This is a genomic window from Streptomyces sp. CNZ301 (genome assembly GCF_004217425.1).
The window spans coordinates 3,778,626-3,790,756 of sequence record NZ_SHLG01000001.1 but is presented as its reverse complement, the minus strand read 5'-3'; the positions used below and the strand labels follow the sequence as shown (position 1 = coordinate 3,790,756).

Below are 12,131 nucleotides of genomic sequence, written 5' to 3'. Positions count from 1 at the left end.
TGCTGGGGACGGGACGGCCCACATGCTGCACGGGGTACGCGGCGGTTTCGCCCCCTGTGCGCGAAAGAACTTAATGGTCGTTGTGGTCATTGTGTTCACGAGGCTGCTCAGGGAGCCCGTGGGCGGGCGAACTAGCCGCCATGGAACGGCAGTTGGGGTCGCCGGGCGGGCTGAGAGGGGGAGGGGGAGGTCCGTGCGGAGCCCGCGGGGGCTCCGTCTACTCTTCCGTGCATGCTTCATCTGCGGCTGATCGTCCCGTCATCGCGCACCGGTGAGGTCGGAGCCCTTCTGGATTCGACCGTGGGCACCGCCCATCTGGTCGTTCTGCCGGGCGCGGCCCGCGACCCGGAGGGCGACGTGGTGATGTGCGACGTCGCCCGCGAGGCCGCCGACGAGCTCATATCGGAGCTGCGCCGGCTCGGCCTCGACGCGCACGGGGCGATCTCCGTCGAGGACATCGACCTCACCCTCTCCGTGCGCGGCACCCAGGCCGAGGTCGACGCCCCCGGCGAGGGTGTGGACGCCGTCATGTGGGAGTCGCTGACCGACGCGACGCACGAGGAGTCCCGGCTCTCGCTCACCTATCTGGCGTTCCTCGTCGTGGCGACGATGCTGGCGGCCTGCGGTGTCATGCTCGACAGCGCGATCCTCATCGTCGGCGCCATGGTGGTGGGGCCGGAGTTCGGGCCGCTCGCGGGTGTCTGCACGGCGCTGGTCCGCCGAAGCCCGCGTCTGGCGCTGCGGCCGCTGACGGCGCTGGTGGTCGGCTTCCCGGTGGCGATGGCCGCGACCGGCGTCTTCACCGAACTGATGGACGCCGTCGGCCTGTTCACGGAGCAGAAGTACCGACTGCCGCACCCGGTCAGCGACTTCGTCTGGAACCCGGACTGGATGTCGTTCGTGGTGGCCGTCCTGGCGGGCGTCGCCGGGATACTCTCCCTGACCTCCGCCAAGTCCGGTGCGCTGGTGGGCGTCGCGATCTCGGTGACGACCGTGCCGGCGGCGGCCAACGCCGCCATGGCGCTCAGCTACGGCCTCCTGGGCGATGCCCTGGCCTCCGCCGAGCAGCTGGCACTGAACCTGGGCGGCATCGTGGTCGCGGGCACGCTCACGCTGTCGGGGCAGAAGGCGTTCTGGGCCTGGAAGCGCAGAGATCTCCCGTCCCGGCCGGCTCGGGCGCGCCCCACCCCGGGGTGAGGCCCGGCCGCGATTGTCCCGGTGACACGAACGACGGCGCCCCGCACGTGATCACGTGCGGGGCGCCGTCGTTCGTACGGGAGGGGCGGGACCGGCTCGGGGATCGCTCGGTCCGGCTCCCGGCGGGCTCAGTCCGGCTGTAGCGCGCCGGCCTTGCCGTCGTCGCCCTCGGCCGAGTCCTGCGAACCGCCGGCCGGTGAGGCACTGTCGCCCGGCTCCGAGGAGGTGCCGTTGGTCGGCCCGATGAGGATCTCGTACTCGCCGCCGTACTGCTTGTGGCCGGCGAGCACAGCGGTCTCGATGGCTTCGTCACCGCGTTCGCCGACGACGATGAGCCTGTCGCGCCGCAAGTCCCGCGTGAGCGCTATGCACATGCCCACCATCACGATCGTGAACGGCACCGCCACGAGAATCGTCAGGTTCTGCAGACCGGTCAGCGCCGATGCTCCACCACCGCCGATCAGCAGCATGATCGCGGCGACGGCACCGGTCAGCACACCCCAGACGATCACGACGTTCCTGCCAGGCTCCAGGGTGCCCTTCTGCGACAGGGTTCCCATCACGATGGACGCCGCGTCGGCGCCGGACACGAAGAAGATGCCGACCAGGAGCATCACGATGAGGCTGGTGACGCTCGCGATCGGATACTCGCGCAGCATCGCGAACAGCTGGCCCTCCGCCGTCGACTGGTCGGTCAGCTTCGCACCGCCGCGCTCCAGGCTGATGGCCGTGCCACCGAAGATCGCGAACCAGACCAGGCTGACGACGCTCGGCACGAGGATCACGCCGCCGACGAACTGCCGGATCGTACGGCCCCGGCTGATGCGCGCGATGAACATGCCGACGAAGGGCGTCCACGAGATCCACCACGCCCAGTAGAAGACGGTCCAGCTGGAGAGCCACCCCGCGACGTCCTTGCCCGCGGTGTCGTCCGTGCGCGCGGCCATCTGCGGCAGATCACCGATGAACGAGCCCAGCGACGTCGGCAGCAGGTTCAGCATCAGCACCGTCGGACCGACGACGAAGACGAAGAGGACCAGCAGCCCCGCCAGCACCATGTTGATGTTGGACAGCCACTGGATGCCCTTCTCGACACCCGAGATCGCGGAGGCGACGAAACATGCGGTCAGCACCGCGATGATGACCACCAGGACCGGTGTCCCGACCTGCGAGGCCCAGTTGACCTCCTTCACACCGCTGCCGATCTGCAGGGCGCCGAGGCCCAGCGACGCGGCGGAGCCGAAGAGGGTGGCGAAGATGGCCAGGATGTCGATGACACGGCCGAAGGTGCCGTTCGCGCGCTTCTCGCCGATGAGCGGTGTGAAGACGGCGCTGATCGTCTGCCGCCGGCCCCGCCTGAAGCAGCTGTAGGCGATGGCCAGACCGACGACGGCGTAGATGGCCCAGGGATACAGGGTCCAGTGGAACAGAGTCGTCGCCATCGCGGTCTGCATCCGCTCGGGCGCGGAGCCGCCCGTCCCCGGGGGCGGGTCGGCGAAGTGCGACAGCGGCTCGTTGACGCCGTAGAACATCAGGCCGATGCCCATGCCCGCGCTGAACATCATCGCGACCCATGACACCGTCCGGAACTCCGGCTTCTCGCCCTCCTTACCGAGGGTGATCTTCCCGTAACGGCTGAAAGCCAGCCAGAGCGAGAAGACGACGAAGCCGGAGGCGGCGAGTACGAACGCCCAACCGCCGTTGTGCATAGTGCTGTTCAGCATCGCTGTCGCTGCGCTGTCCAGGGAGTCGGTGGCGACCGCCCCCCAGACCACGAAGGCCAGCGTCAGCAGAGCTGTGACACCGAACACCACTTTGTCGGTCTGTGGCTTCGGCGTGGCTCGCAGACCGGCGGAGGCGCCGCCCGGCGGCTCCCCGGTTGCGTTCTGTTCCACCCGTTTTTCCGGCACGCTTGGACCTTTCAGTTCTGGATCAGATCGGGGAGCAGCTACCCGACTTCCTGATCAGCATGCCGTCCGTGTATCTGTTTCTTCAGCCACGCACGACCAGTGACCCGAGCAGGTCCCCGGTCGCCGCTGCTACTCGTTCGACGGCCTTCTCGAAGGCTTCGGCGTTGTGTGCCGCGGGCTGCCGGAAGCCTGACACCTTGCGTACGTACTGAAGGGCGGCGGCCCGTACGTCGTCCTCGGTGACGGCCTCGGCATAGGGCGGTCGGAGTGTCTTGATGTTTCTGCACATACCTCGACGCTACGTCCGCCCGGCCCGCCCGGTAACCGTCCGGGACGGCCGGCAGACGGATTCGGGGCCTCCCCGGGCGGAGCCCGAGGGGGAAGGGAGGGCAGCTGAGGACCGGGACGGTCCGGCGGGGCCTTGATCAGTGGACATCGACGTTCAGTGGCATGACCCGCCCTTCCACCATGGCCGCGAGGCCCTTGACCGCGCTGAGGGACGGTTGGTCCGCGATGTGGACAGGCATGCCCGTGCCCGCGCGCAGACGCTCGTCGAGCCCGGGCAGCAGCGCGCTGCCGCCCGCCAGCACCATGCCCCGGTCGGCCAGGTCCGCGACCAGGTCGGGCGGGCAGTTGTGGAGGACGCTGCGGATCGCATCGGAGAGCCCGATCAGAGGGGCCTGTATGGCCGCCCGCACGTCGTCCGGGTTGATGCAGACGGTGCGGGCCGTGCCGGTCGCCACGTCGCGGCCCCACACCTCGGTCGTCTGGCCCTCGCCGGCACCCGTGAGCGCCAGGTGCAGCGGACGGACGGCCTGGCTCGGCAGGATCAGCTCGTGGTGGTTGCGCAGGTGCTGCACGACCGCGTGATGAATGGTGTCGCCTCCCATCGGCACCGTCGTCGCGGAGACGATCGCCCCCAGCGACAGCACCGCGATCTGGGTCGTCGTGGCTCCGCAGACCAGGATCATCGTCGCCTCGGGCTGCTCGACGGGCAGTCCGCAGCCGACACCGGCCGCAGTGGGGGTGTCCACCAGCTCCACCTGCTTCGCGCCCACCCCCGTCAGGGTCTCGATCGCCGCGCTGCGGGCCAGCGGATCGGCGTTGTGCGGAATCGTGACGGCGGCGCGCTGCATGGCGCCCCGCCGCCGCCACGCACGCCGTACCGACGAGCCGACCAGCGCCCGCAGCATCCGCTGGGCCATCTCGATGTCGACCACGGTGCCGTTGGTGACGGGACGCACGACGCGGATGTGGCCCGGTGTGCGTCCGTCCATGCGCTCGGCGGAGGAGCCGACGGCCATCAGCGCCCCGGAGAAGGTGTTGACCGCGACGACGGACGGCTCGTCCACGACGAGCCCCGCGTCCTTGATGTGGACCCGTGTGCGGGCGGAGCCGACGTCGACGGCTACGGAGCAACGGCGAAGCTGGTCAAGAGGCTTGCTCACGGTGTTCCCCATCCTTGCCGGTGCGTTGGAGGGGTCCGCTCGCGCGTGGGGACCCTGACCTCAGCGTGCACACCGCCTCGTGGTGCCGCCCGCTGGGCTGGACCGGCCGGGTGATTCGCCGGGGGCTGCGCCGGGCCGCCCGCCGGGGACTCAGCGCAGGCCGGGCGCAGCCGCTTCCTCCGCTGACGGCAGCGGAGGCCGCTCGCTGAACTGCGTCCGGTACAGCTGCTCGTAGCGTCCGCCGAGAGCGAGCAACTCCTCATGCGTGCCGCGTTCGACGATGCGTCCGCTCTCCAGGACGAGGATGAGATCCGCGGCCCGTACGGTCGACAGGCGGTGCGCGATCACCACGGACGTGCGTCCGGCGAGCGCCTCGGCGAGCGCCTCCTGGACGGCGGCCTCGGAGGTCGAGTCGAGGTGGGCCGTCGCCTCGTCCAGGATCACCACGCGGGGTTGCGCCAACAGCAGCCGTGCGATGGTCAGCCGCTGGCGTTCCCCGCCCGAGAGCCGGTAGCCGCGTTCGCCGACGACGGTGTCGAGCCCCTCCGGCAGCGCGGCGATCAGCCCGTCGAGGCGTGCGCGCCGCAGCGCGTCCCACAGTTCGTCTTCGGTGGCCCCGGGGCGTGGCAGCAGCAGGTTGGCGCGAATGGTCTCGTGGAAGAGGTGCCCGTCCTGGGTGACCATGCCGAGGGTGCGGCGCAGCGAGGCCGCGGTCACGTCACGCACGTCCGTGCCGCCGATGCGCACGGTGCCGCTGTCCGCGTCGTAGAGCCGCGGAGCCAGTGAGGCGATGGTCGACTTGCCCGCGCCCGAGGAGCCGACCAGCGCCACCATTGCTCCGGGCTCGGCGCGGAAGGACACGCCGTGCAGGATCTCCTCCCCGCCGCGGGCGTCGAGCGCGGCGACGTCCTCGAGGGAGGCGAGTGAGACCTTCTCCGCCGACGGATAGGCGAAGTGCACGTCGTCGAACTCGACGGAGACGGGCCCCTCGGGAACGGGGACGGCGTCCGGCTTCTCTTCGATCAGCGGCTTCAGGTCGAGCACTTCGAAGACCCGCTGGAAGCTGACCAGCGCGCTCATCACCTCCACCCGCGCACCGGCGAGCGAGGTCAACGGCGCGTACAGCCTGGTGAGCAGCAGCGCGAGGGAGACCACGGTGCCCGGGTCGAGAGTGCCGCGCAGGGCGTAGTAGCCGCCCAGCCCGTAGACGAGGGCGAGCGCGAGGGCGGAGACGAGAGTGAGTGAACTGATGAACAGGTGCTGGACCATCGCCGTACGGATGCCGATGTCCCGCACGCGGCCGGCCCTCCGTGCGAACTCCGCGGACTCCTCCTCCGGCCGGCCGAAGAGCTTCACGAGAGTGGCGCCCGGCGCCGAGAAGCGCTCCGTCATCTGGTTGCCCATCGCGGCGTTGTGATCGGCGCGTTCACGTTCAAGGCGGGCGAACCGCGCGCCCATCCGTCTCGCGGGCAGCACGAAGAGCGGGAGCAGTGCGAGCGTCAGCAGCGTGATCTGCCAGGACAGTTGGAGCATCACCACGAGGGTCGCCAGCAGCGTGACGAGGTTGCTGACCACCTGGGAAAGGGTGTTGCTGAACGCGCGCTGCGCCCCGATCACGTCGTTGTTGAGCCGGCTGACGAGCGCGCCCGTACGTGTGCGTGTGAAGAAGGCGACCGGCAGTCGCTGCACATGGTCGTAGACCGCTGTGCGCAGATCGAGGATGAGGCCCTCGCCGATACGGGCGGACAGCCACCGCGTGAGGAGACCGGTCGCAGCCTCCGCGACGGCGATGAGCGCGATCACGGACGAGAGCACCACGACGGTATGGACAGCGGCGCCGCCCGTGATCGCGTTGACGACCCTGCCCGCGAGGAGGGGAGTGGCCACGGTGAGCAGGGCCAGCGCGCTGCTGAAGCCCAGGAAGGCCAGGAGCGACCGGCGGTGGCCGCGGGCGAAGCGGAGGATGCGGACGAGCGTGGCCCGTGAGAAGGGGCGCTTGTCCTGTTGTGCGAAGCGGGTGGAGTAGAGCGCGTGCCACGCGGTCGTCTCCATACTCATGGTCTCTCCTGCGGGGCGGGCGACGGGTAAGGCGGTACGGGACGACCGTAGAAGTTGAAGTTACCTTGAAGTCAATGGTTCCGTGTGCGGGTACTCCGTGCGTCGGCGGACGTCACCCGGGGGACCGCGGTATGCGTGCTCCCGTGCCGCTCCGGAGGCGGCGAGAAGCGGAACCCGCGGACTCCGGGTGATGGGTGATCAGCCCTCCGCGAGGGGCTTTGACCGGCTGTGATGGCACAGCGACAGGGTGTCGTGCACGTGCATCGGCACATGCATAAGCACATGAACGGGGCTATGATCCGGGGCAGTTGAAGGACAACGGTGTCCCCACCGCGCACTGTGCGACACCCCCCACCGCACCAGCCCGGGAGATCCAAGTGCCTCACCCGTACAACGGCATGGCCGCCAGGGACCTGCACGGGGTCGAGTGGCAGAAGAGCCGGCACAGCAACTCGCAGGGCACCTGCGTAGAGTTCGCGAAACTCCCCGGCGGTGACATCGCCGTACGGAACTCACGCTTCCCGGACGGCCCGGCGCTGCTCTACACACCCGCGGAAATCGAAGCGATGCTTCTCGGCGTCAAGGACGGCGAGTTCGACCACCTCGTGCAGGACTGACCCCGCTTCGGCAGCAGGGCCGTCAGTGAAGACGCCTTTCCCCCGGGCGGAGGTTGAGCCGCCCGCCGGCGAATTCACGGAGCACGGTGGCCGGGGCCCCGGCCACCGTTCCGGCTGCCTGACTTTCCGGCGCCCTCACGCCCCGGAGCCGCGACCCCTGCCGCGGGGTGCGGCCTACACGGGCCGCACGGACGTGAGGCGGAAGAGCGCCCAGACGACCTTGCCGCGCATCATGCCCGTCATCGGATGCCAGCCCCAGCCGTCACTGAAGGACTCCACAAGGCACAGACCCCGGCCCGACTCGGCGGTGAAGTCCGCGTACTCGGTGCAGTTGTTGGTGGTCTCCGGCGGTGCGCCGCTCGGGTCGCGCACGGCGCACACCAGCCGTGACGCCCAGCGCATCAGGTCGAGTCTCACCGGGGAGGCCGGGTCCGGCGCCGGAGTCAGCGGTGCCGTCAGTCCGTGACGCAGTGCGTTGGTCACCAGTTCCGAGACGACGAGGGCGACGGTGTCGAACTCACCCTCCAGCCGCCAGCGTTGCAGCGTCTCACGGGTGAAGTCCCGTGCACTCTTGACCGCATCGAAGCGAGCCGGCAGTGCACAGGTGGCGGACCCGGAGACGGTCGAGTGGTCGAGGTGCGGGAGGCCGCGCCACAAGGGCTCCAGCACAGTCGATCCTTCGGTCCCCATGACGAGCCACTCCTGGCGTTCGCGGCAGTGATGATCCTGTGTGGATCCGGTCGATTTGCTGTCCCGATTGGTCTCGCTGTTCCTCGGTCCCCGTACCCCGTCTTCCGCAACTGCCCTGACATGCAGTGCACTTGTCCGATGCCTATGGTTCCCAATGCCCACGGCAGATGCAAGGGCAGATGCACGTGCATGCGAGACTTTCGATCGTGTGTAATCACCCGGGCACGCAACGAAGCGCATTGATGGCACACTTCCTTCAGAGCAGGGTGAAGGGTTCCTCGAAAATGGAGACACAACCGGCAATGGGTGTGAGCGGCGGCGCAATCGGGGCGAGTGGCTCAAGCGGGTCGATGGTGCGACGCATCCTGCTCGGCTCTCAGCTCCGCCGCCTCCGAGAGGCCTGCGGCGTCACCCGTGAAGCGGCCGGTTATTCGATCCGCGCGTCCGAATCCAAGATCAGCAGGATGGAGTTGGGCCGCGTGAGCTTCAAGGCCCGTGACGTGGCCGACCTGCTGACGCTCTACGGAGTGGTCGACGAATCCGAACGCGAGCCGCTGCTCGGGCTCGCGAGGGAGTCGAGCATAGCCGGGTGGTGGCACAGCTACAGCGACGTGCTGCCCGGCTGGTTCCAGACGTATGTCGGTCTGGAGGGGTCCGCCTCCCACATCAACACCTATGAAGTGCAGTTCGTGCACGGCCTGTTGCAGACGGAGGACTACGCGCGCGCCGTCGTCACCGCCGGCCACCAGAGCCACATCCCGTACGAGGAGGTCGAGCGCCGCGTCGCCCTCCGTGTCGAGAGGCAGAAGCTGCTGATCGGCGGGAACGCCCCGAAGCTGCTGTGCATCCTCGACGAGGCCGCGTTGCGCCGCCCGTTCGGCTCGCACGAGATCATGGACGCCCAGCTGCGCCATCTCGCCGAGGTCTCGGAGTCCCCCAACATCATCGTGCAGATCGTGCCGTTCGAGCTGGGCGGTCACCCGGCCGAGAGCGGTGCCTTCACGCTCCTGCGCTTCCCCGAGTCCGACTTGAACGACGTGGTGTATCTCGAGCAGCTGACCAGTGCTCTTTACCTGGACAAGAAAGATGAAGTCGCTCACTATGACCAGGTGTTGAGCCGATTGGTGAAGGACAGTCTGTCCCCCGTGCGCACGCGCGATCATCTTCAGGCAATACGCCGGCTCGGCTGAATTGCAAGTACGATGACCAGCTACCAGTACGGGAGTTGTGCCAGGTCCGCCAACCCCAGGCGGCGTTGCGCAACTTGTTCCTGCCCCACGAAGGAATGACATGTCCTACTTCACGGACCTGGCGCTTCAGTACATAGACGGCCAGTGGTGCGAAGGAAGCGGCTCCTGGGACGTCATCGACTTCGACCCGTTCAACGACGACAAGCTCGCCTCCATCACGGTCGCGACGTCCGAAGAGGTCGACCACGCCTACCGTGCGGCCGAACGGCACCAGCGCGACTGGGCGAAGACGAACCCGTACACGCGGCGGCAGGTCTTCGAGCGCGCGATCCGCATCATCGAGGACAACGAGCAGGAGATCAGCGAGGCGCTCATCGCCGAGGTCGGCGGTACGCGGCTGAAAGCGAACATAGAGCTCCACCAGACCAAGGAATTCCTGCGTGAGGCCGTCCACTTGGCGCTGCGCGCCGAGGGCCGGATCATGCCGTCCCCGATCGACGGCAAGGAAAACCGTGTGCACCGCGTCCCCGTGGGGGTCGTGGGCGTCGTCACGCCGTACCACTTCCCGCTGCTGCTGTCGGTGAAGACGGTCACACCGGCCCTCGCCCTCGGCAACGCCGTCGTCCTCAAGCCGCACCAGAACTCGCCGGTGTGCGGCGGTTCGCTGGTCGCCAAGATCCTTGAGGACGCGGGACTTCCGCCCGGCGTGCTGAACGTCGTGATCAGCGACACCGCCGAGATCGGCGACACCTTCATCTCGCACCCGGTGCCGAAGGTCATCTCCTTCACGGGCTCCGAACCGGTGGGCCGTCAGGTCGCCACCGTCGCCGCCTCGCACTTCAAGCGCACGGTGCTGGAGATGGGCGGCAACAGCGCGCTCCTCGTCCTGGACGACGCCGACCTCGACTACGCGGTGGACGCCGCGGTCTTCAGCCGTTTCGTGCACCAGGGCCAGGTGTGCATGTCGGCCAACCGCATCATCGTCGACCAGAGCATCTGCAAGGCGTTCAACGAGAAGTTCACCGCCAAGGTGAAGACCTTGAAGGTGGGCGACCCGCGCGATCCCGACACCCAGATCGGGCCGCTCATCAACCCCGTCCAGGCGGACAAGGTCCACTCGCTCGTGGAGCGCACCATCGCGGAGGGCGCGACCGCTCTCGTACGCGGCACGAAGCGGGGCAACCTCATCTCGCCGACGATCCTCACCGACCTCCCCGACGGCTCGCCCGCTCTGCGGGAGGAGATCCTCGGCCCCGTGGCCCTGGTCATCCCGGTCGACGGCGAGGACGAGGCGGTGCGCGTCGCGAACGACACCCCGTACGGTCTGGGCGGCGCCGTGCACACCGGCAACATCGACCGTGGTCTGCGCGTGGCCGACCGGATCGAGACCGGCATGGTCCACATCAACGACACCACGGTGGTCGACGAGCCGATCGTCCCGTTCGGCGGCGAGAAGAACTCCGGGCTGGGCAGGCTCAACGGCGAGCAGATGGTGGACGCCTTCACCACCACCAAGTGGATCTCCATCCAGCACGACCGCAGCGGCTTCCCCTTCTGAGCCACAGGGAGAGCGGCGCCCCGTCGCCACCCCTTGAGGACCGTTGCTGGCCGCAAGGCCGCCTAGCGTTGCCGTCATCGAGAGACGCCGGAATGGGCGGCTCCTGGCGGAAGGTGACGACCATGCCCGTAGTCGTGAAGTCGGAGGCTCCCGGTGACGAGCGCGGTGCGCTCCTGGCCTATCTCGACGCCCAGCGCGGCGGCGTCCGGCGCTCGCTGCACGGGCTGACCGAGGAGCAGGCCCGCAGCGTCCCCTCGGCCAGTGCGCTCTCGCTCGCCGGAGTGCTCAAGCACGTCGCGGTGGGGGAGCGCGGCTGGCTGCGCACCCTCCAGGCCGGCGGGGAGGAGTTCGACTACGCGGCCTCGGCCGGTGAGTGGGAGGACAGCTTCCACCCGGGCGACGGCGAGACCGTCCAGGTGCTGCTCGACCTCTACGACCGTGTGGCAAAGGAGACCGACGCGGCCGTCCGCGCCCTCGGTTCGCTGAACGAGACGTTCGAGGCGCCCAGGGTCCCGTGGGACGAGGGCGGCAAGCGCTCATGGCGCTGGGCGCTCCTGCACCTCATCGAGGAGACGGCACGGCACGCGGGGCACGCCGACGTGATCAGGGAGAGCATCGACGGCAAGGGCGCCTTCGACCTCGTCTTCGAGACCGGAGCCATGCCCGAGCCGGACTGGTCGGCCTTCGGGGGCGAACCGCAGGCGTAGCCGCCGGCCCCGCAGCCCGCGTCGTCGCCCGCGCACCGCCGGTCCGGGACACCCCCTAGGCTTGCGGCGACGCGGGCGCGACGCGCCGGAGTGCGAGAGGGAGACGATGTCGGCGATCCGGCTGCTGGTGCTGGGCGCGGTGCGCCAACACGGGCGTGCACACGGCTACATGGTCCGCAACGACCTGGAGTTCTGGGGCGCCCACGAGTGGTCCAACGCCAAACCGGGCTCGATCTACCACGCTCTCAAGCAACTGGCCAAGCAGGGCCTGCTGCGCCAGTACGAGACCGCCCCGAGCACTGCCGGCGGCCCGCCCCGCACGCAGTACGAGGTGACCGAGGCGGGCGACGCCGAGTTCATGAGGCTGCTGCGCCACGCGCTCACCTCCATCGACGAGAAGCAGGACGTGCTCACCTCGGGCGTCGGCTTCATCGTCGACCTGCCCCGCGACGAGGCCGTATCGCTGCTCAAGAAGCGCATCGCGGCCCTGGAGGAGTGGCGGCAGGAGGTGACGCGCCACTGGGCGCCGGACGAGAGCACCCCCGAGGAGTGGGGCCACATCGGCGAGATCATGAAGCTCTGGGTCCACAACGCCGACAGCGGCGCGGAGTGGGCGCGAGCCCTGGTGGAGCGCCTCGAGAACGGGGCGTACGTCATGGCCGGCGAGGGCGAGCGGCAGGTCGACGTGCTCCCGCCCGGTACCGGGAATCCCTTCGCCGGCGGATAGAGCAGCTCATCAACTTTGACTAATGGGCT

Annotated in this window: 11 protein-coding genes; 6 read left to right on the top strand and 5 right to left on the bottom strand. The window is 68.9% G+C overall.

Annotation, left to right across the window (positions count from 1 at the left end):
• The first annotated feature begins 231 nt into the window (after positions 1 to 231).
• Positions 232 to 1,197, top strand: coding sequence for a DUF389 domain-containing protein (locus EV375_RS16375; RefSeq protein ID WP_130300082.1), 966 nt, complete (start codon positions 232 to 234; stop codon positions 1,195 to 1,197).
• A gap of 128 nt (positions 1,198 to 1,325) precedes the next feature.
• Here the strand turns inward: EV375_RS16375 and EV375_RS16370 are convergent, their stop codons facing one another.
• The 4 genes from EV375_RS16370 to EV375_RS16355 all read right to left on the bottom strand — a co-directional run bounded on the left by EV375_RS16370 (position 1,326) and on the right by EV375_RS16355 (position 6,613).
• Positions 1,326 to 3,092, bottom strand: coding sequence for a BCCT family transporter (locus EV375_RS16370; protein WP_486588511.1), 1,767 nt, complete (start codon positions 3,090 to 3,092; stop codon positions 1,326 to 1,328).
• Between the two features lie 97 nt (positions 3,093 to 3,189).
• Positions 3,190 to 3,396 carry a DUF2277 domain-containing protein gene (locus EV375_RS16365; RefSeq protein WP_130300080.1) on the bottom strand — a complete coding sequence of 69 codons (207 nt, stop codon included), beginning with the start codon at positions 3,394 to 3,396 and terminating at the stop codon, positions 3,190 to 3,192.
• A gap of 136 nt (positions 3,397 to 3,532) precedes the next feature.
• Positions 3,533 to 4,555 (bottom strand): rod shape-determining protein, encoded by a 1,023-nt coding sequence (locus tag EV375_RS16360; RefSeq protein ID WP_130300079.1) that lies wholly within the window; start codon positions 4,553 to 4,555, stop codon positions 3,533 to 3,535.
• A gap of 150 nt (positions 4,556 to 4,705) precedes the next feature.
• Positions 4,706 to 6,613 (bottom strand): ABC transporter ATP-binding protein, encoded by a 1,908-nt coding sequence (locus EV375_RS16355; protein ID WP_130300078.1) that lies wholly within the window; start codon positions 6,611 to 6,613, stop codon positions 4,706 to 4,708.
• A gap of 377 nt (positions 6,614 to 6,990) precedes the next feature.
• Here EV375_RS16355 and EV375_RS16350 point away from each other — a divergent pair, with 377 nt between their 5' ends.
• Positions 6,991 to 7,230 (top strand): DUF397 domain-containing protein, encoded by a 240-nt coding sequence (locus EV375_RS16350; RefSeq protein ID WP_055488823.1) that lies wholly within the window; start codon positions 6,991 to 6,993, stop codon positions 7,228 to 7,230.
• Positions 7,231 to 7,404: 174 nt separating this feature from the next.
• On the opposite strand, the gene EV375_RS16345 is transcribed toward EV375_RS16350, so the two are convergent.
• Positions 7,405 to 7,920, bottom strand: a complete 516-nt coding sequence (locus tag EV375_RS16345; protein WP_130300077.1) for an ATP-binding protein — start codon at positions 7,918 to 7,920, stop codon at positions 7,405 to 7,407.
• Positions 7,921 to 8,270: 350 nt separating this feature from the next.
• On the opposite strand from EV375_RS16345, the gene EV375_RS16340 reads away from it, so the two are divergent.
• The 4 genes from EV375_RS16340 to EV375_RS16325 all read left to right on the top strand — a co-directional run bounded on the left by EV375_RS16340 (position 8,271) and on the right by EV375_RS16325 (position 12,102).
• Positions 8,271 to 9,110: a helix-turn-helix domain-containing protein gene (locus EV375_RS16340; protein WP_486588510.1), complete on the top strand. Its 840-nt coding sequence runs from the start codon at positions 8,271 to 8,273 to the stop codon at positions 9,108 to 9,110.
• 100 nt (positions 9,111 to 9,210) lie between these two features.
• Positions 9,211 to 10,668, top strand: coding sequence for an aldehyde dehydrogenase family protein (locus EV375_RS16335; RefSeq protein ID WP_130300075.1), 1,458 nt, complete (start codon positions 9,211 to 9,213; stop codon positions 10,666 to 10,668).
• Between the two features lie 122 nt (positions 10,669 to 10,790).
• Entirely contained in the window at positions 10,791 to 11,375 is a 585-nt protein-coding gene (locus tag EV375_RS16330; protein ID WP_130300074.1) for a DinB family protein, read from the top strand.
• Between the two features lie 106 nt (positions 11,376 to 11,481).
• On the top strand, positions 11,482 to 12,102 hold the full coding sequence (locus EV375_RS16325; protein ID WP_130300073.1) for a PadR family transcriptional regulator: 621 nt from the start codon (positions 11,482 to 11,484) through the stop codon (positions 12,100 to 12,102).
• Positions 12,103 to 12,131 lie beyond the last annotated feature (29 nt).

Bases quoted from the DNA above. Each gene is read 5' to 3' on its own strand.
- EV375_RS16365 (WP_130300080.1), bottom strand. From the start codon at position 3,396: ATGTGCAGAAACATCAAGACACTCCGACCGCCCTATGCCGAGGCCGTC.
- EV375_RS16325 (WP_130300073.1), top strand. From the start codon at position 11,482: ATGTCGGCGATCCGGCTGCTGGTGCTGGGCGCGGTGCGCCAACACGGG.
- EV375_RS16340 (WP_486588510.1), top strand. From the start codon at position 8,271: ATGGTGCGACGCATCCTGCTCGGCTCTCAGCTCCGCCGCCTCCGAGAG.
- EV375_RS16345 (WP_130300077.1), bottom strand. From the start codon at position 7,920: ATGGGGACCGAAGGATCGACTGTGCTGGAGCCCTTGTGGCGCGGCCTC.
- EV375_RS16355 (WP_130300078.1), bottom strand. From the start codon at position 6,613: ATGAGTATGGAGACGACCGCGTGGCACGCGCTCTACTCCACCCGCTTC.
- EV375_RS16375 (WP_130300082.1), top strand. From the start codon at position 232: ATGCTTCATCTGCGGCTGATCGTCCCGTCATCGCGCACCGGTGAGGTC.
- EV375_RS16330 (WP_130300074.1), top strand. From the start codon at position 10,791: ATGCCCGTAGTCGTGAAGTCGGAGGCTCCCGGTGACGAGCGCGGTGCG.
- EV375_RS16335 (WP_130300075.1), top strand. From the start codon at position 9,211: ATGTCCTACTTCACGGACCTGGCGCTTCAGTACATAGACGGCCAGTGG.